This window comes from Citrobacter braakii, from assembly GCF_009648935.1.
Classification (GTDB): domain Bacteria; phylum Pseudomonadota; class Gammaproteobacteria; order Enterobacterales; family Enterobacteriaceae; genus Citrobacter; species Citrobacter braakii.
On sequence record NZ_CP045771.1, the window covers coordinates 1,498,935 to 1,515,618 of the forward strand.

General features: G+C 52.5%; 23 protein-coding genes. 10 read left to right on the forward strand and 13 right to left on the reverse strand.

What is annotated here, in order from left to right; all coding sequences use genetic code 11:
- Window positions 1-116 precede the first annotated feature (116 nt).
- Entirely contained in the window at window positions 117-770 is a 654-nt protein-coding gene (elbB, locus tag GFC06_RS06990) for an isoprenoid biosynthesis glyoxalase ElbB (protein ID WP_016154692.1), read from the forward strand.
- A complete protein-coding gene (gene mtgA / locus GFC06_RS06995; RefSeq protein ID WP_016157575.1) occupies window positions 767-1,486 on the forward strand; it encodes a monofunctional biosynthetic peptidoglycan transglycosylase in 720 nt (239 codons plus the stop codon). The genes elbB and mtgA overlap by 4 nt, the downstream gene beginning before the upstream one ends.
- A gap of 98 nt (window positions 1,487-1,584) precedes the next feature.
- Here the strand turns inward: mtgA and npr are convergent, their stop codons facing one another.
- From npr to GFC06_RS07050, 11 genes are all read right to left on the reverse strand, one after another.
- The gene (gene npr / locus GFC06_RS07000; protein ID WP_003828770.1) at window positions 1,585-1,857 is read right to left on the reverse strand and encodes a PTS phosphocarrier protein NPr; all 273 of its coding nucleotides are present in this window, start codon (window positions 1,855-1,857) and stop codon (window positions 1,585-1,587) included.
- Window positions 1,854-2,708 (reverse strand): RNase adapter RapZ, encoded by an 855-nt coding sequence (gene rapZ, locus GFC06_RS07005; RefSeq protein WP_003025085.1) that lies wholly within the window; start codon window positions 2,706-2,708, stop codon window positions 1,854-1,856. Before rapZ ends, npr begins: the two co-directional genes overlap by 4 nt.
- 45 nt (window positions 2,709-2,753) lie before the next feature.
- Window positions 2,754-3,245 carry a PTS IIA-like nitrogen regulatory protein PtsN gene (ptsN, locus tag GFC06_RS07010; protein ID WP_016154690.1) on the reverse strand — a complete coding sequence of 164 codons (492 nt, stop codon included), beginning with the start codon at window positions 3,243-3,245 and terminating at the stop codon, window positions 2,754-2,756.
- Between the two features lie 83 nt (window positions 3,246-3,328).
- Window positions 3,329-3,616 carry a ribosome hibernation promoting factor gene (gene hpf / locus GFC06_RS07015; protein WP_003025078.1) on the reverse strand — a complete coding sequence of 96 codons (288 nt, stop codon included), beginning with the start codon at window positions 3,614-3,616 and terminating at the stop codon, window positions 3,329-3,331.
- Window positions 3,617-3,638: 22 nt separating this feature from the next.
- Window positions 3,639-5,072 carry an RNA polymerase factor sigma-54 gene (rpoN, locus tag GFC06_RS07020; protein ID WP_153689977.1) on the reverse strand — a complete coding sequence of 478 codons (1,434 nt, stop codon included), beginning with the start codon at window positions 5,070-5,072 and terminating at the stop codon, window positions 3,639-3,641.
- A gap of 46 nt (window positions 5,073-5,118) precedes the next feature.
- Window positions 5,119-5,844: an LPS export ABC transporter ATP-binding protein gene (gene lptB / locus GFC06_RS07025; protein ID WP_003025073.1), complete on the reverse strand. Its 726-nt coding sequence runs from the start codon at window positions 5,842-5,844 to the stop codon at window positions 5,119-5,121.
- A gap of 6 nt (window positions 5,845-5,850) precedes the next feature.
- Entirely contained in the window at window positions 5,851-6,399 is a 549-nt protein-coding gene (lptA, locus tag GFC06_RS07030) for a lipopolysaccharide ABC transporter substrate-binding protein LptA (RefSeq protein WP_047358523.1), read from the reverse strand.
- Window positions 6,368-6,943: an LPS export ABC transporter periplasmic protein LptC gene (gene lptC / locus GFC06_RS07035; RefSeq protein WP_047358522.1), complete on the reverse strand. Its 576-nt coding sequence runs from the start codon at window positions 6,941-6,943 to the stop codon at window positions 6,368-6,370. Before lptC ends, lptA begins: the two co-directional genes overlap by 32 nt.
- The gene (gene kdsC, locus GFC06_RS07040; RefSeq protein ID WP_046276014.1) at window positions 6,940-7,506 is read right to left on the reverse strand and encodes a 3-deoxy-manno-octulosonate-8-phosphatase KdsC; all 567 of its coding nucleotides are present in this window, start codon (window positions 7,504-7,506) and stop codon (window positions 6,940-6,942) included. Before kdsC ends, lptC begins: the two co-directional genes overlap by 4 nt.
- A 20-nt stretch (window positions 7,507-7,526) precedes the next feature.
- Window positions 7,527-8,513 carry an arabinose-5-phosphate isomerase KdsD gene (kdsD, locus tag GFC06_RS07045; RefSeq protein WP_016154685.1) on the reverse strand — a complete coding sequence of 329 codons (987 nt, stop codon included), beginning with the start codon at window positions 8,511-8,513 and terminating at the stop codon, window positions 7,527-7,529.
- A gap of 13 nt (window positions 8,514-8,526) precedes the next feature.
- Window positions 8,527-9,504, reverse strand: coding sequence for a calcium/sodium antiporter (locus tag GFC06_RS07050; protein ID WP_016154684.1), 978 nt, complete (start codon window positions 9,502-9,504; stop codon window positions 8,527-8,529).
- Between the two features lie 214 nt (window positions 9,505-9,718).
- On the opposite strand from GFC06_RS07050, the gene mlaF reads away from it, so the two are divergent.
- From mlaF to murA, 7 genes are all read left to right on the forward strand, one after another.
- A complete protein-coding gene (gene mlaF, locus GFC06_RS07055; RefSeq protein ID WP_016154683.1) occupies window positions 9,719-10,531 on the forward strand; it encodes a phospholipid ABC transporter ATP-binding protein MlaF in 813 nt (270 codons plus the stop codon).
- A gap of 7 nt (window positions 10,532-10,538) precedes the next feature.
- Window positions 10,539-11,321 (forward strand): lipid asymmetry maintenance ABC transporter permease subunit MlaE, encoded by a 783-nt coding sequence (gene mlaE, locus GFC06_RS07060; RefSeq protein ID WP_003025053.1) that lies wholly within the window; start codon window positions 10,539-10,541, stop codon window positions 11,319-11,321.
- A 4-nt stretch (window positions 11,322-11,325) separates the two neighbouring features.
- Window positions 11,326-11,883 (forward strand): outer membrane lipid asymmetry maintenance protein MlaD, encoded by a 558-nt coding sequence (gene mlaD / locus GFC06_RS07065; protein ID WP_016154682.1) that lies wholly within the window; start codon window positions 11,326-11,328, stop codon window positions 11,881-11,883.
- 18 nt (window positions 11,884-11,901) lie between these two features.
- Window positions 11,902-12,537: a phospholipid-binding protein MlaC gene (gene mlaC / locus GFC06_RS07070; protein WP_016154681.1), complete on the forward strand. Its 636-nt coding sequence runs from the start codon at window positions 11,902-11,904 to the stop codon at window positions 12,535-12,537.
- On the forward strand, window positions 12,537-12,830 hold the full coding sequence (mlaB, locus tag GFC06_RS07075) for a lipid asymmetry maintenance protein MlaB (RefSeq protein WP_141875707.1): 294 nt from the start codon (window positions 12,537-12,539) through the stop codon (window positions 12,828-12,830). The genes mlaC and mlaB overlap by 1 nt, the downstream gene beginning before the upstream one ends.
- A gap of 169 nt (window positions 12,831-12,999) precedes the next feature.
- Complete coding sequence (gene ibaG, locus GFC06_RS07080) at window positions 13,000-13,254, forward strand: BolA family iron metabolism protein IbaG (protein WP_003025040.1); 255 nt, start codon at window positions 13,000-13,002, stop codon at window positions 13,252-13,254.
- Between the two features lie 53 nt (window positions 13,255-13,307).
- Window positions 13,308-14,567: a UDP-N-acetylglucosamine 1-carboxyvinyltransferase gene (gene murA / locus GFC06_RS07085; RefSeq protein WP_003839949.1), complete on the forward strand. Its 1,260-nt coding sequence runs from the start codon at window positions 13,308-13,310 to the stop codon at window positions 14,565-14,567.
- A gap of 59 nt (window positions 14,568-14,626) precedes the next feature.
- On the opposite strand, the gene sfsB is transcribed toward murA, so the two are convergent.
- A complete protein-coding gene (gene sfsB / locus GFC06_RS07090; RefSeq protein ID WP_016154679.1) occupies window positions 14,627-14,911 on the reverse strand; it encodes a DNA-binding transcriptional regulator SfsB in 285 nt (94 codons plus the stop codon).
- A gap of 221 nt (window positions 14,912-15,132) precedes the next feature.
- Window positions 15,133-16,104: an octaprenyl diphosphate synthase gene (gene ispB / locus GFC06_RS07095; RefSeq protein ID WP_019077785.1), complete on the reverse strand. Its 972-nt coding sequence runs from the start codon at window positions 16,102-16,104 to the stop codon at window positions 15,133-15,135.
- A 257-nt stretch (window positions 16,105-16,361) separates the two neighbouring features.
- Between ispB and rplU the strand changes: the two genes are divergently transcribed.
- Window positions 16,362-16,673, forward strand: coding sequence for a 50S ribosomal protein L21 (rplU, locus tag GFC06_RS07100; RefSeq protein WP_003025032.1), 312 nt, complete (start codon window positions 16,362-16,364; stop codon window positions 16,671-16,673).
- The last annotated feature ends 11 nt before the right edge of the window (window positions 16,674-16,684 follow it).

Below are 16,684 nucleotides of genomic sequence, written 5' to 3' on the forward strand. Positions count from 1 at the left end.
CAGTTAAGATAGCAAATCTTAAATAATTTGTTACATGAATCAGTTAAATGTGTGAAGCGTAGCATTTAAATCATAATAACTAATATGTTTCAGCCAGTTGAGAAAGGAGTATCACGATGAAAAAAGTGGGTGTAGTGCTCAGCGGATGCGGCGTGTATGACGGCGCAGAGATCCATGAAACTGTTCTCACGCTTCTGGCGATTGCCCGCAACGGTGCTCAGGCCGTCTGTTTTGCACCGGATAAACAACAAGCGGATGTGATTAATCATCTGACCGGCGAACCGATGCAGGAAACGCGTAATGTGCTGATTGAAGCCGCCCGTATAACACGCGGTGATATTCGCCCACTTGCTCAGGCAGTCTCAACGGAACTGGATGCGTTGATCGTGCCAGGCGGGTTTGGCGCGGCCAAAAATCTGAGCAATTTTGCCAGCCAGGGCAGTGAGTGCCGGGTTGATAGCGACTTAGCTGCGCTGGCGGTGGCTATGCATCAGGCGGGTAAGCCGCTGGGATTTATGTGCATTGCGCCTGCCATGTTACCTAAAATTTTTGACTTTCCGCTGCGTCTGACCATCGGTACTGATATTGATACGGCAGAGGTGCTGGAAGAGATGGGCGCTGAGCATGTGCCTTGTCCGGTTGATGACATTGTCGTTGATGAAGACAACAAAATCGTCACCACTCCCGCCTATATGCTGGCGCAGGACATCGCTCAGGCCGCGAGTGGTATCGATAAACTGGTATCACGTGTGCTGGTGCTGGCTGAATGAGAAAAGGAGTTACCGCCTTTCTGCGACGTATCTTTCTGCGGGCGGTCGTTGTCCTCGCCGTATTCTGGGGCGGGGGCATCGCACTTTTCAGCGTGATGCCAGTCCCTTTCTCTGCCGTGATGGTCGAGCGGCAACTGAGCGCATGGTTGTCCGGTGATTTCGGTTATGTGGCGCACTCGGACTGGGTGAGCATGGATGAGATCTCACCGTGGATGGGACTGGCGGTGATCGCCGCGGAGGACCAGAAGTTTCCCGAGCACTGGGGATTCGATGTCTCCGCCATAGAGAAAGCGCTGGCGCACAACGAACGTAATGAAAACCGTATTCGCGGGGCGTCGACGTTATCGCAACAGACGGCAAAAAACCTCTTTCTGTGGGATGGACGTAGCTGGGTGCGTAAAGGTCTCGAAGCCGGGCTAACGCTGGGTATGGAAACCGTCTGGAGCAAGAAGCGTATTCTGACCGTTTACCTGAATATTGCTGAGTTTGGTGATGGGGTTTTCGGCGTGGAGGCAGCGGCGCAGCGCTATTTCCATAAGCCAGCCAGTCGGCTGAGTCTGTCTGAAGCGGCCTTGCTGGCGGCGGTATTACCCAATCCATTGCGTTTTAAAGCGAATGCGCCTTCTGGTTATGTACGTAGCCGTCAGGCGTGGATTATGCGCCAAATGCGCCAGCTAGGCGGTGAGTCGTTTATGCGGGAAAATAAGCTGTATTAACGGGTTTATTGCCGGATACGGCGTAAATGCTTTATCCGGCCTACGGGAGTGTGACGTTGCCGTGTAGGCCTGATGAGCGCAGCGCTTCAGGTACTCGACTAATCTTCATCAAACCCTGAATTAAACAGGGCAATCACCGCTGCCAGGGCTTCCACTTCCTGTGGACCCGTGGCTTCAACTTCTATCTGACGCCCTTTGGCGGAATCCAGCATCAGCAGAGCGATAACACTGTTTGCCTCGGCTTCCGTTCCTTCATCATTACGCAGCAAAACTTCTGCTTCAAAACCCTGCATCAATTCAAACAGTTTCATGGCTGGGCGAGCATGCATACCCAGCTTATTCGTGATTTCAACGGTTTGCTTCACGGTCATGATTTACGTTTTTCCAGCGTACGATGGCGTGACTGTACGTTTTTACCGCGTGAGCGGAAGTAGTCTGCCAGCTGCTCTGCAATATACACCGAACGGTGTTTCCCGCCGGTACAGCCGATAGCTACGGTGAGGTAGCTGCGGTTGTTGGTCTCCAGCATGGGTAACCATAGCTCAAGATAGCTGCGAGTCTGGTAGATAAAATTGTGTACTTCTGTGTGCCTGTCAAGGAAGGCGGCAACGGGGCGGTCAAGACCGGTCATCGGGCGCAGCTTCGGATCCCAGTGCGGGTTAGGCAGGAAGCGCACGTCAAAGACGTAATCCGCGTCAATTGGGATACCGTGTTTGAAACCAAAGGATTCGAATACCATCGTCAATTCGCGTTCACGCTTGCCCAGCAGGCGGGTACGCAACATTTCCGCCAGTTCGTGCACGGACATTTCGGAGGTATCCACGATCAGGTCAGCACGAGAGCGCAGAGGCTCCAGCAAATCGCTTTCCTTATCGATAGCGCTCTCCAGAGATAAGTTCTTGCTGGAAAGAGGATGCAGGCGACGCGTGTCGCTGTAGCGGCGAATCAGGGTGTTACGATCGGCGTCAAGGAACAGCAACTGTGGTGAGAAGCCTTCAGGCAGATTGTTCATTGCCTGCTCGAAAATCTCTGGGGACTCAGGCATGTTGCGCACATCAATGCTGACGGCCGCAGAAATCTGGCGATCGGCCAGAGTACGAGCCAGATCGGGCAACAGCACTACGGGAAGGTTATCCACGCAGTAAAAACCCATATCTTCCAGCGCTCGCAGGGCGACAGATTTTCCTGACCCCGAACGACCGCTGACGATCATCAGTACCATGTACTGTTTCTCCTCACAACGACAAAAAAGGATGCCATTGGGTTGTTATGCTTCATCCAGTCCACCTTCGGTGTCCGTGATGATTTGATACAACTCCTGGTCACTCTGTGCTGCGCGCAGGCGGCGGCAGATGGTTTTATCGGCCAGACGTTTGGCGACCAGCGACAACGTATGCAAATGCGTCTTGGTTTGGTCTGCCGGAACCAGCAGGGCGAAAAGCAGATCGACGGGTTGATTATCAATGGCGTCGAAAGCAATTGGCGTTTCAAGTTGCACAAACACGCCAACTGCGCGCATCGTGTCTTCTTCCAGCTTTCCGTGCGGGATAGCAATTCCATTACCGATGCCGGTACTGCCCATTTTTTCACGCGTCAGAATGGCTTCAAATACCACCTGAGAGGGCAAGCTGAGCTGTTTTGCCGCCAGTTCGCTGATGATTTCCAGCGCGCGTTTCTTGCTTTGGCAGTGAACGCCAGCGCGTGTACATTCCTGGTTAAGAACATTGCTCAGTTGTAGAGTCGTATCGTTATTTGTCATAATTTCACCTAAGCGCTAACTGTACAAATGGCCCGTTGTGCTACACAACAGGCCGTCCTGCACCCGCTAACTGCCCGGACAAGTTAGTGCTGTTTCAGTTTATCTTTATGTTTTGTTAACTGCCGAGCCAGTTTATCAATTAAACCGTCAATGGCGGCGTACATATCCTGACCTTCCGCGCTGGCATGAATTTCGCCACCGTTCACATGCAGTGTTGCATCCGAGATATGTGTCACCTTCTCCACTTTCAACACAATATAGACCTGATTAATCCGGTCGAAATATTGTTCTAGCTTGGCGAATTTTGTATTAACAAAATCGCGTAAGGCTTCAGTGATTTCGACGTTGTTTCCAGTGATGTTGAGCTGCATAGTGTCTTCCTTATCGGTTGGGTCAGACCAGCTGTTTGCGCTGGTTCGACGGCGGAATGGATAAAGACTCTCGGTACTTCGCAACAGTGCGGCGTGCCACCATGATACCCTGTTCTGACAGCATAGAGGTTAACTTGCTGTCACTCAGCGGTTTCGCGGGGTTTTCCGCAGCAATTAATTTCTTCACCAGTGCACGTATAGCTGTGGATGAGGCTTCGCCTCCGCCTTCAGTGTTAACGTGACTGGAAAAGAAATACTTCAATTCAAAAATGCCGCGCGGACTGTGCAGATACTTTTGCGTGGTCACTCGGGAAATGGTCGATTCGTGCATCTCGACGGCCTGGGCGATATCCGCCAGCACCATCGGTTTCATAAACTCTTCGCCTTGATCAAAGAAGGCTTGCTGCTGTTCAACGATGCAGCGACTGACGCGCAGCAGCGTATCATTGCGACTTTCCAGGCTTTTAATCAGCCACTTCGCATCCTGCAGATTGCTACGAATAAACTGGCTGTCAGCATCGTTGCGCGCGCTGTTGCACATGGCGGCGTAGTGCTGGTTAATCTGCAACCGTGGAATGCTGTCGCCGTTGAGTTCGACCACCCAGCGATCGTTATGCTTACGCACCAGTACATCCGGAATAACGTATTCTGGCTCCCCGGTCTGGATAGACTGCCCAGGTCTGGGGTCCAGGGACTGAATAAGATTGACGGCTTCTTTCAGCACATCTTCTTTCAGCCGGGTTACGCGCATCAGCGTGCGGAAGTCATGGTTGGCTAACAGATCGAGGTGATCGCTGATGATCAGGCGCGCTTCTTCCAGCCACGGCGTGGCTTTATCAAACTGTGAAAGTTGGATCAGTAAGCAGTCGCGGAGATCTTTGGCCGCCACGCCTACGGGATCAAAACGCTGAATGCGTTTAAGCACGGCTTCGATTTCGTCCATGCCGACGTCGTCATCGCCCATGCTTTCGAGAATATCGTCCAGGATTACGGTGAGATAACCGGTTTCGTCTACCGCATCAACAATGGATGTCGCAATCGCGCGATCGGTATCCGAGAACGGGGTCAGCTCCACTTGCCACATCAGGTAATCCTGCAGCGATTGCGTGGTCTCACCCTGATACACAGGCAGTTCGTCGTCGATGTAATCCCCGCTGGTGCCAGAAGGCGTACCGGCGGTGTAAATTTCATCCCAACTGGCGTCAAGCGGCAGCTCCTCTGGCATCTCTTTTTGTTCGAGAGCATCTGCGGTGTCGAGGGATTCGCTGTCCTGTTTTTCCTGGGTATCAATTTCGTCGTGAAGATCGGTTTGCTCGAGCAGTGGGTTACTTTCCAGCGCTTGCTGAAGTTCTTGCTGAAGTTCCAGCGTGGACAGCTGCAACAGACGGATAGCCTGTTGTAGCTGAGGCGTCATCGCCAGTTGTTGGCTAAGCCTGAGTTGCAAACCTTGCTTCATGTTCAGAGTTGTTCTCTCCTGCGGTGACGTGAAGTCTTCTACCCTATCAGAGTCTGAAGTCTTCCCCAAGGTATACGCGTTTAACGTGCTCATCCTGCAGTATTTCTGTTGGCGTGCCATGCGCGATCAGGTGGCCCTGACTCACGATGTAGGCGCGCTCACACACTGCCAGCGTTTCGCGAACGTTATGGTCGGTAATCAGCACCCCAAGCCCGCTGTCGCGCAGGTGTTCGATGATCCGTTTGATATCAATAACGGAAATCGGGTCAACACCGGCAAACGGTTCATCCAGCAGGATAAATTTCGGATTCGCGGCCAGTGCGCGGGCGATCTCCACGCGGCGTCGTTCACCACCGGAGAGCGACTGTCCCATGCTGTCACGCAGGTGTTCGATGTGGAACTCTTCCATCAGCTCGTTGGCGCGATCTTCCCGCTGCTCGCTGGTAAGATCGTCACGAATTTGCAGCACCGCCATCAGGTTATCAAACACGCTCAGGCGACGGAAAATAGACGCTTCCTGCGGCAAGTAGCCGATGCCGCGACGCGCGCGCGCATGCAGAGGCAGTAGGCTGATGTCTTCGTCATCAATGATAATGTTGCCCGCATCACGTGGGACAATGCCGACCACCATGTAAAAGGTCGTTGTCTTGCCCGCACCGTTAGGACCGAGCAGACCGACGATCTCCCCGGAGTTGACGGTCAGACTGACATCTTCCACCACACGGCGGCCCTTATAGGCTTTTGCAAGGTTCTTTGCAGTTAATGTTGCCATAACGAATCAGTTACCTTTTTTCTCTGCCGGAGCCTTGTTTTTGTCCTGCAACTGCGACGGTACCAGAACGGTGGTGACGCGTTTGCCTTTATCGCTGAAGGCCTGCATTTTCTGCTCTTTCACCAGATAGGTGATCTTATCGCCTGTGATGTTGCTATCGAGCTGTTCCAGGTAAGCCTTACCGGTGAGAACGACGAAGTCTTTCGCCAGTTCATAATGCATGTGTGAGGCGTGGCCTTTAACCGGTTTACCGTTGTCCTGCATCTGGTAAAAGGTTGCAGGATTACCATAGCCATCAATGACTTCTTTACCGTCTTCACCGCCAGGGCGGGTCACGACGACTTTATCGGCGTTAATTTTGATGGTGCCCTGAGTCACAATCACATTGCCAGTAAAGGTCACTACATTGCCTTGCATATCAAGAGACTGCTGGTCCGACTCAATGTGAATCGGCTGCTCGGTATCGCCGGTAACGGCGAATGCCGGGATGCTGGCGGCCAGAAGTGAGCTGGCAAGCACAAGATTAAGGCTGAGTTTGTTTGTTTTGGATTTCATATGAGGTTCTAACCTTTTCAATCAGCTCGGCGTTCTTGCTGCGTAAGTTGCCGCGCATCTTCAGTCCGCTGGAGTTAAATGTTGTGCCATATAACGTGACGAGATCATCGGAAGTGACGTCTTGTGTCACCAGGTTAATCTGGGCGTTATCGGTCGTCATTCTGCGTAGTTGAGAGTCGGGCACCAGGGCGTTGACCTCAACATGGCCGTACAGATATAGCATCCGATCGTTGGTCAATTTGGCTTTATCAGCTTTGATCGTCCAGGTCGGTACTTTATCCTTATCAAATGTGGTTAATACCGGTTGAGTAAACCACGAAACCGCTTGTTCCGAATAATATTCAACGTTTTGCGCGATCAAGTGATAGCTCAGTGCGCCTTCGGGACTATACACAACGGTATCAGTATGTTCGCTCTTATAGGTTGGCTCGTTGTTATTTACGACGACCTCAGCGGTGTCGTCTTTGTCTGCCAGATTAATACCAATCATCACAAGGACAGCCAGCGACAGTAGAATGATAACCCAACGTCTGGTTTTGCTCATATCGATTGCCCTTTGGCCTCGTCCAGTTTGCCCTGCGCCAGGAGTAATAAATCGCAGACTTCACGTACCGCGCCGCGTCCCCCATCGATGCGGGTGACATAATCGGCCCGCGGGATCAGCAAAGGATGAGCATCCGCCACCGCCACGCTTAATCCCACTTGCGCCATCACCGGCCAGTCGATCAGATCATCGCCAACGTACGCAACATTTTCAGGAGCGATCGCCAGTTTGCTAAGGAGATCGTTAAAGGCGACCAGTTTGTCTGACTGCCCCTGATACAAATGCGTGATCCCCAATGTGGCACAGCGATCTTCTACAAGTTTAGCCTTTCGTCCGGTAATAATGGCAACCTCGATACCGGAAGTGAGCGCACAGCGAATTCCGTAACCATCGCGGACGTTAAAAGCCTTCAGCTCTTCACCGTTGTTGCCCATATAAATCAGACCATCAGACAGTACGCCATCCACATCCAGGATCAGTAAACGGATGTTCTCTGCCCGGGTGATAACGTCTGTGCTGACGGGTCCATAACAGGTCGCAAGCGACGCACCTGCTTTACTCATTTTCTTTATCCTTGAGTTTCTTACACTACACCTGCACGCAGCAGATCATGCATATGTAACACACCAAGTAACCGGTCGCCATCAGCAACCATTACCGAGGTGATATGGCGGGACTGCATTAAGTTCAGGGCATCGACGGCAAGAATGCCCGGACGCACGCGAATGCCGCCAGGGGTCATCACATCGGCAATGCCTAACTGGCGAACATCAACGCCCATATCGAAGACGCGACGTAAATCGCCATCGGTGAAAATACCGTCAATCTTCATGTCATCATCGCAAATGACGGTCATGCCGAGATTTTTACGCGTGATCTCAAGTAAGGCGTCACGCAGGCTGGCGCTTTTAGTCACATGCGGGATCTCATCGCCCGTATGCATAATATCGTTAACGCGCAGTAAAAGCTTACGGCCTAGTGCGCCACCGGGATGAGATAACGCAAAATCTTCCGCGGTAAAGCCACGCGCTTTTAATAATGCCACGGCTAGCGCATCGCCCATCACCAGCGTTGCGGTCGTGCTGCTGGTCGGCGCCAGGCCTAACGGGCAAGCTTCCTTGGGCACTTTAACACACAGATGCACATCTGCCGCACGCGCCATGCTGCTTTCCGGACGACCGGTCATGCAGATAAGCGGTACATGAAGACGTTTTAACACCGGGATTAACGCCGCTATCTCATTGGATTCACCGGAGTTAGAGATGGCGATGACTACATCCTGCGGCGAGACCATGCCCAGATCGCCATGTGCGGCTTCGCCTGGATGCACGAAAAATGAGGGGGTGCCGGTGCTGGCAAATGTGGCCGCCATTTTCCGCCCGATATGTCCAGATTTCCCCATCCCCATCACTACAACTTTGCCCGGGCAGCTGAATATTTTCTCGCAGGCGAGAGTAAAATTTTGGTTGATGTACTGATCAAGCTCCGCCAGGCCTTCACGTTCAATTGCCAGGACTTCCTTGCCTGCTTGCTGAAAGTCAAAACCCGGTTGCAACTCTAAGTGCGACATAATGCGTTTCCAGTTATCCAACGAGAAGTGGCGATAACCAATACAGCATCGCCAGCCATATGATAAAACCGCCGGTCAGCAGCGCACCCGCGCCGCGACCAATCTGGCGCGGACGTCGCCAGCAGAGTAGTGCAAAAATTACGCTCACCAGCAGCATGACGCTATAGTCACGGGTGAAGGCCATCGGATTAACTTCCCCCGGCGTAATCAGCGCCGGCAGTCCGAGGACGATAACAATATTAAAAATGTTCGCGCCGATGATGTTACCGACGGCAATATCGTTTTCGCCTTTACGCAGACCCGCAATTGCCGTTGCCAGCTCCGGCAGGCTGGTACCAATGGCGACAACCGTCAGCCCGATGGTGAGTTCGCTCATGGCGAAGTAGTTCGCCAGTACGGTTGCGTTATCTACCACCATACGCGTTGCCATTGGCATAATAATTAGCGCAATACCCAACCACAAAAAGGCGACCGGTAACCCACCTTCGCGCGGCAGTTCCGCGATCTGCTCGCGGGTCAGGCTGTCGTTACCTTGTCGCTCAGCCAGACGGGCGATTTTAACAATGAATAACAGCCATAGCACGGCCAGAAGCAGAAGAAAGAAACCATCGCTGCGACTCAATTGCCCGTCATACAGGACCGATGCGGCTAAGATGCTTACCAGCAACATTAGCGGTAATTCACGACGCAGAACATCAGAATGCACGGTAAAAGGATGAATCAGCGCCGACAGGCCTAAAATAAGCAGAATGTTGGTAATGTTAGAGCCGATGGCGGTACCGACGGCTAAATCAAGCTGCCCGTTCATCGATGCGGCAACGGAGACAATTATCTCGGGTAACGATGTACCAATGCTGACCACGGTCATCCCGATGATAATGGGGGGAATACCGAAGTTTCGACATAAAATGGATGCGGCAAATACCAGTCGGTCGGCACCGTAGACCACCAGAAGTAAACCAATTATTAACAGCGCCGTCGCTAAAAGCATCTAAAGTCCTTTCTTCAGGTATACTCGCCGGTCCACTTGAAGGATTTCTGGAAGCCGTCACGAATTCTTAATTTTGACTTTATGCGGCTAAAAAGTAAAACAAATGCCAGCTTTCGCTAACCAGGACAGGTAATAATCTGTAAATATGTTGGGTTCAGGGCTAAATTGAGCGCCAAACTCTTCGATCAACGAGGCAATAGTAAAGGATGAATCAATGGGTCAGTCTGTGGCGAATCTAATCGATATGCGCGATGTCAGCTTTTCCCGAGGCGACCGCTGCATCTTTGATAATATTTCCCTGACGGTGCCGCGTGGTAAGGTGACGGCGATCATGGGGCCATCAGGCATCGGCAAAACGACGCTGTTGCGTCTGATCGGCGGACAAATCTCCCCGGATAAGGGCGAGATCCTGTTTGACGGCGAAAATGTCCCGGCCATGTCCCGTTCGCGTTTATTTACCGTGCGTAAGCGCATGAGCATGCTATTCCAGTCTGGTGCGCTGTTTACTGATATGAATGTGTTTGACAACGTAGCATACCCGTTGCGCGAGCATACAACGCTGCCTGCGCCGCTGCTGAAAAGCACGGTAATGATGAAGCTCGAGGCCGTTGGCCTGCGGGGCGCGGCAAAATTAATGCCTTCTGAATTATCCGGTGGGATGGCGCGTCGTGCCGCGTTAGCACGTGCTATCGCGCTGGAGCCAGACCTTATTATGTTTGATGAGCCGTTCGTCGGCCAGGATCCCATCACCATGGGCGTGCTGGTGAAGCTGATTTCTGAACTGAACAGCGCACTGGGCGTCACTTGCGTGGTGGTTTCCCATGATGTGCCAGAAGTGCTGAGTATTGCGGATTACGCCTATATTATGGCGGACAAAAAAATAGTGGCCTACGGTAGTGCTCAGGCGCTGCAAGAAAATGCCGATCCGCGTGTGCGTCAGTTCCTCGATGGCATTGCCGATGGACCGGTTCCGTTCCGTTACCCGGCGGGCGACTACCACATCGATTTACTCAAAACAGGGAGTTAAGCCACCCATGTTGTTAAATGCGCTGGCATCACTCGGACATCGGGGAATAAAAACCCTCAGGACGTTCGGGCGAGCCGGATTAATGTTGTTCAATGCAGTTGTCGGCAAGCCGGAGTTTCGCAAACATGCGCCGCTGCTGATACGCCAGCTCTATAATGTCGGTGTCTTATCGATGCTGATCATTATTGTTTCTGGCGTGTTCATCGGCATGGTGCTGGGGTTGCAGGGATACCTGGTGCTGACGACCTACAGTGCGGAAACCAGCCTCGGTATGCTGGTGGCGCTGTCATTGCTACGTGAGCTGGGGCCGGTGGTTGCGGCGCTGTTGTTTGCCGGGCGGGCCGGATCGGCCTTAACCGCAGAGATTGGCCTGATGCGGGCGACCGAGCAGCTTTCCAGCCTGGAAATGATGGCCGTCGATCCACTGCGCCGAGTGATCTCCCCGCGTTTTTGGGCCGGTGTCATTTCATTGCCGCTGCTGACGATTATATTTGTCGCGGTAGGGATCTGGGGTGGGTCGTTGGTTGGCGTAAGCTGGAAAGGTATTGATGCAGGCTTTTTCTGGTCGGCTATGCAAAATGCCGTCGACTGGCGTCTGGATCTGGTCAACTGTCTGATTAAGAGCGTGGTGTTTGCCATTACGGTCACCTGGATTGCATTGTTCAATGGTTATGATGCTATCCCGACCTCTGCCGGGATTAGCCGGGCAACGACACGCACCGTAGTGCACGCCTCTCTTGCCGTTCTGGGGCTGGATTTTGTGCTGACCGCACTGATGTTTGGGAATTGAGTTCATGCAAACGAAAAAAAATGAAATTTGGGTCGGGTTATTCCTGCTGGTTGCGCTGCTGGCCGCGCTGTTTGTCTGCCTGAAGGCGGCGAACGTCACCTCAATGCGTACTGAACCGACTTATACGATTTATGCGACCTTTGATAATATCGGCGGTCTGAGAGAGCGCTCTCCGGTGCGGATTGGCGGGGTCGTGGTAGGACGCGTATCGGACATCTCGTTAGATCAGAAAACGTACCTGCCGCGCGTGACGCTGGAAATTGAATCGCGTTTTAACCATATTCCTGACACCAGTTCTCTGAGCATCCGTACTTCCGGTCTGTTGGGCGAGCAGTATCTGGCATTGAACGTAGGTTTTGAAGATCCTGAGCTGGGAACGTCTATCCTCAAAGATGGCGGTACGATTCAGGACACGAAATCTGCGATGGTGCTGGAAGATATGATTGGTCAGTTCCTTTACAACAGCAACAGTAAAGGTGATGACAATAAGAATTCTGGCGATGCGCCAGCCGCAACTGAAGGCAATAATGAAGCCACTACGCCTGCGGGCGCAACGAAATAATCTCAGGAGAATCGACGTATGTTTAAACGATTGATGATGGTGGCTATGCTGGTGATTGCTCCACTTAGCGCGGCAACCGCAGCGGACCAGACGAACCCGTACAAACTTATGGATGAGGCGGCGCAGAAGACGTTTGACCGTCTGAAGAACGAGCAACCTAAAATCCGTTCCAACCCGGATTACCTGCGTCAGGTGGTCGATCAGGAACTGCTGCCTTACGTGCAGGTTAAGTATGCAGGCGCACTGGTACTGGGCCGCTACTACAAAGATGCGACACCGGCTCAGCGTGACGCCTATTTCGCCGCATTCCGTGAATATCTGAAGCAGGCTTACGGTCAGGCGCTGGCGATGTACCACGGCCAGACCTATCAGATTGCCCCTGAGCAGCCGCTGGGTGATGCGACCATCGTGCCTATCCGCGTAACCATCATCGATCCAAACGGTCGTCCTCCGGTACGTCTGGATTTCCAGTGGCGTAAAAATTCCCAGACGGGTAACTGGCAGGCGTATGACATGATTGCTGAAGGCGTAAGTATGATCACCACCAAACAGAATGAGTGGAGCGACCTGCTGCGTACGAAAGGTATTGATGGCCTGACGGCACAGCTGAAATCTATTTCTCAGCAGAAAATCACGCTGGAAGAGAAAAAATAATGACGCAGTCACTCACCTGGATGCGTGAAGGCGACAAGCTGGTGCTGGTGGGAGAGCTGGATCAGGACGTGTTAAACCCATTATGGGATGCGCGAATTGAGGCGATGAAAGGGGTATCCTGCATCGACCTGAACCAGATTTCCCGGGTGGATACCGGTGGTCTGGCATTACTGCTGCACCTGATTAATGAGGGCAAGCAGCAGGGGAACAGCGTTTCGCTCGCTGGCGTTAACGATAAAGTGTACACGCTGGCGCAGCTTTACAATTTGCCTGACGACGTTCTTCCGCGTTAATTTTTGTAAGCCGGATAAGGTCTTGTGCCGCCATCCGGCAACTCCTCAGCGGGGGATCTGCCACTAAAGCCTTGTCTGATTTATCAGCGGGGCTTTTTGCTTATTTATGACAGCGCCACTTTGCTCTAAGATGTTGGGCTGTTTTCACTATCTGACGAATGAAGAGCCCATGGAAAATAATGAAATTCAGAGCGTGCTGATGAATGCACTCTCCCTCCAGGAAGTCCACGTTTCTGGCGACGGCAGTCACTTTCAGGTTATTGCCGTGGGTGAGATGTTTGAAGGCATGAGCCGGGTCAAGAAACAGCAATCGGTCTATGGCCCGTTGATGGAGTACATTGCGGACAACCGCATTCATGCCGTGTCGATTAAGGCGTTTACTCCAGCGGAATGGGCGCGCGATCGCAAACTTAACGGTTTTTGAGCTACGGGTGATATGCCGGTAGCGAAGATAAATTCTTAACAGAGAACAGAATAATGGATAAATTTCGTGTTCAGGGGCCAACCAAGCTCCAGGGCGAAGTCACAATTTCAGGCGCTAAAAACGCCGCGCTGCCGATCCTGTTTGCGGCGCTGCTGGCTGAAGAACCTGTAGAGATCCAGAACGTCCCGAAACTGAAGGATGTTGACACCTCAATGAAGCTGCTGAGTCAGTTGGGGGCGAAAGTTGAGCGTAATGGTTCTGTGCACATTGATGCGCGTGACGTGAACGTCTTCTGTGCGCCGTACGATCTGGTCAAAACCATGCGTGCATCCATCTGGGCGCTTGGGCCGCTGGTTGCCCGCTTTGGCCAGGGCCAGGTTTCACTGCCGGGCGGCTGTACCATCGGTGCGCGTCCGGTTGACCTGCACATTACTGGTCTGGAGCAGTTAGGCGCGACTATTAAGCTTGAAGAAGGCTATGTGAAAGCGTCCGTTGATGGCCGTCTGAAAGGCGCGCATATCGTCATGGACAAAGTGAGCGTCGGCGCGACGGTCACTATCATGTGCGCAGCAACGCTTGCCGAAGGCACTACCATCATCGAAAACGCCGCGCGTGAACCGGAGATCGTGGATACCGCGAACTTCCTGATTGCGCTGGGCGCAAAAATCACAGGCCAGGGTACCGATCGTATTACCATCGAAGGCGTTGAGCGCCTCGGCGGCGGTGTGTATCGCGTTCTGCCTGACCGCATCGAAACCGGTACTTTCCTGGTCGCAGCGGCAATTTCTCGCGGCAAAATTATCTGCCGTAATGCACAACCTGACACGCTGGATGCCGTTTTGGCGAAGCTGCGTGATGCGGGAGCGGATATCGAAGTCGGTGACGACTGGATCAGCCTAGACATGCACGGTAAACGTCCGAAAGCGGTCAATGTGCGCACGGCGCCGCACCCGGCGTTCCCTACCGATATGCAGGCCCAGTTCACGTTGCTGAACCTGGTGGCAGAAGGAACGGGTTTCATCACGGAAACCGTGTTTGAGAACCGCTTTATGCACGTGCCTGAACTGAGCCGTATGGGCGCTCACGCAGAAATCGAAAGCAATACCGTGATTTGCCACGGCGTGGAAACGCTATCCGGCGCACAGGTTATGGCGACCGATCTGCGCGCATCTGCAAGCCTCGTGCTGGCAGGGTGTATTGCTGAAGGTACGACGGTAGTCGATCGTATTTATCACATCGATCGCGGCTATGAGCGCATCGAAGATAAACTGCGCGCGCTGGGCGCAAACATTGAGCGCGTGAAAGGCGAGTAATCGTCTACGTCTCTTGTAACCCCCAGTTCTGTGAACCGGGGGTTACTACTCATCAGTGTTCATTCAGGATTCTGTTTCTCTTTGCGTCCCCTCATCATCCGCGTTCTGTCGATAAACTCATGTGTTTTTGCATCGTGATAGCGTGACGGCCAAATCACCCACGGGTCGGTTCCCAACGATCGGGCGATAATCAACTCACCTTTTGGCCATGGGCGTGTTAACGCATTGGCCAGCGTTGATGAGCTTAATCCATTTTTACGTGATTCAGCGGCCATTGAGGTCCCTTTCTTGCGCAGGCCGGCGATGATATCGGCCGGATGCCAGTCAATCAGCTTGTTTTCCATAAACTCATCTCTCCTTTGGTTATCGACTTATGGTTCCACGATCGGTTGTGGAGATACTATAACGCCCGGAGAACGAATGTTCTAAAATGTTCATGTAAAGTGTGAATATATTCAGAATATGCCAAATTTATGCGAAGGTTGCTGGAGAGGGGGACGTGTTTATTGGAATTTATAAAAGCATCCCGTGCAGGGCACGGGATGATGAAAGATGCCGCAGGGTATTAACGGTCGCGCTGTACGGCGATATGCGCCAGACCAATCAGCGCTTCTCTCCACGGCGTATCAGGCAGTACCTGCAGCGCAGCGATGGCCTTATCAGCCTCTTCTTCTGCACGTTGGCGAGTCCACTCCAGGGAACCACAGGCGTTCATCGCTTCCAGAACAGGCTCCAGAAGGTGACGGCCATTACCCTGCTCAATAGCCTGGCGGATCATTTGTGCTTGTTCAGGGGTGCCGTGGCGCATGGCATGCAGCAGCGGCAGCGTTGGTTTACCCTCGTTGAGGTCATCACCGACGTTTTTACCCAGTTGCTCACCATCCGCGTTGTAATCCAGCAAATCGTCAATTAACTGGAAAGCGGTACCGAGATAACGGCCATAATCCTGCAACCCTTTCTCTTGTTCTTCGCTGCAACCAGCCAGAATGCCAGAGCATTGGGCAGCCGCTTCAAACAAACGCGCGGTCTTACTGTAGATAACGCGCATATAGTTTTCTTCAGTGATGTCCGGGTCGTTGACGTTCATCAACTGCAAGACTTCACCTTCGGCGATGACGTTGACCGCTTTCGACATGACTTCCAGCACTTTCAGCGAACCGAGGCTGGTCATCATCTGAAAAGCGCGGGTATAGATAAAATCGCCGACCAGCACGCTGGCCGCATTGCCAAACGCCGCATTCGCCGTGGCTTTTCCGCGGCGCATGTCGGACTCATCCACAACATCGTCGTGCAACAGGGTCGCGGTGTGGATAAACTCGATGAGGGCTGCAATCGTAACGTGCGCATTTTCCTGGTAGCCAACTGCACGCGCGGCGAGTACGGCGATCATTGGGCGAATGCGTTTTCCGCCGCCGCTAACGATGTAGTACCCCAGTTGATTGATCAGCTGCACGTCGGAATTGAGCTGTTCAAGGATTGTCGCATTGACCCCCGCCATATCTTGCGCGGTTAACTCATTGATTTTTTCTAAATTCATCGCAAAAGCCGGGCTTCTCGCCCCGATTACCTCACTGTATCGGAAGGTAACGTCGGGTTTAGGGTTATAAATATATGCTGATTGTACTGAAAAAACGCCATAGATAAACGTTACCGTACGTGTTGTGTTTTTTTTCTTCATGTATTGACGTAGCACTTGTCAAAGGCTCGCGTTTTGCGTAATATTCGCGCCCTATTGTGAATATTTATAGCGCACTCTGAATCATCAAAAAGGTGTGCGCGGAAGCGGAGTTTTTTATGTACGCGGTTTTCCAAAGTGGTGGTAAACAACACCGAGTAAGCGAAGGTCAGACCGTTCGCCTGGAAAAGCTGGACATCGCAACTGGCGAATCTGTTGAATTCGCAGAAGTTCTGATGATCGCAAACGGTGAAGAAGTCAAAATCGGCGTTCCTTTCGTTGATGGCGGCGTTATCAAAGCTGAAGTTGTTGCTCACGGTCGTGGCGAGAAAGTTAAAATTGTTAAGTTTCGTCGTCGTAAACACTACCGTAAGCAGCAGGGCCATCGTCAGTGGTTCACTGATGTAAAAATCACTGGCATCAGCGCTTAAGTTAAGGGGAG

Coding starts and splice junctions, on each gene's coding strand:
- mlaC (WP_016154681.1), top strand. CDS start 11,902: ATGTTTAAACGATTGATGATGGTGGCTATGCTGGTGATTGCTCCACTT.
- mlaF (WP_016154683.1), top strand. CDS start 9,719: ATGGGTCAGTCTGTGGCGAATCTAATCGATATGCGCGATGTCAGCTTT.
- ispB (WP_019077785.1), bottom strand. CDS start 16,104: ATGAATTTAGAAAAAATCAATGAGTTAACCGCGCAAGATATGGCGGGG.
- kdsD (WP_016154685.1), bottom strand. CDS start 8,513: ATGTCGCACTTAGAGTTGCAACCGGGTTTTGACTTTCAGCAAGCAGGC.
- GFC06_RS07050 (WP_016154684.1), bottom strand. CDS start 9,504: ATGCTTTTAGCGACGGCGCTGTTAATAATTGGTTTACTTCTGGTGGTC.
- mlaD (WP_016154682.1), top strand. CDS start 11,326: ATGCAAACGAAAAAAAATGAAATTTGGGTCGGGTTATTCCTGCTGGTT.
- mlaE (WP_003025053.1), top strand. CDS start 10,539: ATGTTGTTAAATGCGCTGGCATCACTCGGACATCGGGGAATAAAAACC.
- rplU (WP_003025032.1), top strand. CDS start 16,362: ATGTACGCGGTTTTCCAAAGTGGTGGTAAACAACACCGAGTAAGCGAA.
- hpf (WP_003025078.1), bottom strand. CDS start 3,616: ATGCAGCTCAACATCACTGGAAACAACGTCGAAATCACTGAAGCCTTA.
- kdsC (WP_046276014.1), bottom strand. CDS start 7,506: ATGAGTAAAGCAGGTGCGTCGCTTGCGACCTGTTATGGACCCGTCAGC.
- mlaB (WP_141875707.1), top strand. CDS start 12,537: ATGACGCAGTCACTCACCTGGATGCGTGAAGGCGACAAGCTGGTGCTG.
- rpoN (WP_153689977.1), bottom strand. CDS start 5,072: ATGAAGCAAGGTTTGCAACTCAGGCTTAGCCAACAACTGGCGATGACG.
- elbB (WP_016154692.1), top strand. CDS start 117: ATGAAAAAAGTGGGTGTAGTGCTCAGCGGATGCGGCGTGTATGACGGC.
- rapZ (WP_003025085.1), bottom strand. CDS start 2,708: ATGGTACTGATGATCGTCAGCGGTCGTTCGGGGTCAGGAAAATCTGTC.
- lptB (WP_003025073.1), bottom strand. CDS start 5,844: ATGGCAACATTAACTGCAAAGAACCTTGCAAAAGCCTATAAGGGCCGC.
- sfsB (WP_016154679.1), bottom strand. CDS start 14,911: ATGGAAAACAAGCTGATTGACTGGCATCCGGCCGATATCATCGCCGGC.
- lptA (WP_047358523.1), bottom strand. CDS start 6,399: ATGAAATCCAAAACAAACAAACTCAGCCTTAATCTTGTGCTTGCCAGC.
- ptsN (WP_016154690.1), bottom strand. CDS start 3,245: ATGACAAATAACGATACGACTCTACAACTGAGCAATGTTCTTAACCAG.
- murA (WP_003839949.1), top strand. CDS start 13,308: ATGGATAAATTTCGTGTTCAGGGGCCAACCAAGCTCCAGGGCGAAGTC.
- mtgA (WP_016157575.1), top strand. CDS start 767: ATGAGAAAAGGAGTTACCGCCTTTCTGCGACGTATCTTTCTGCGGGCG.
- npr (WP_003828770.1), bottom strand. CDS start 1,857: ATGACCGTGAAGCAAACCGTTGAAATCACGAATAAGCTGGGTATGCAT.
- ibaG (WP_003025040.1), top strand. CDS start 13,000: ATGGAAAATAATGAAATTCAGAGCGTGCTGATGAATGCACTCTCCCTC.
- lptC (WP_047358522.1), bottom strand. CDS start 6,943: ATGAGCAAAACCAGACGTTGGGTTATCATTCTACTGTCGCTGGCTGTC.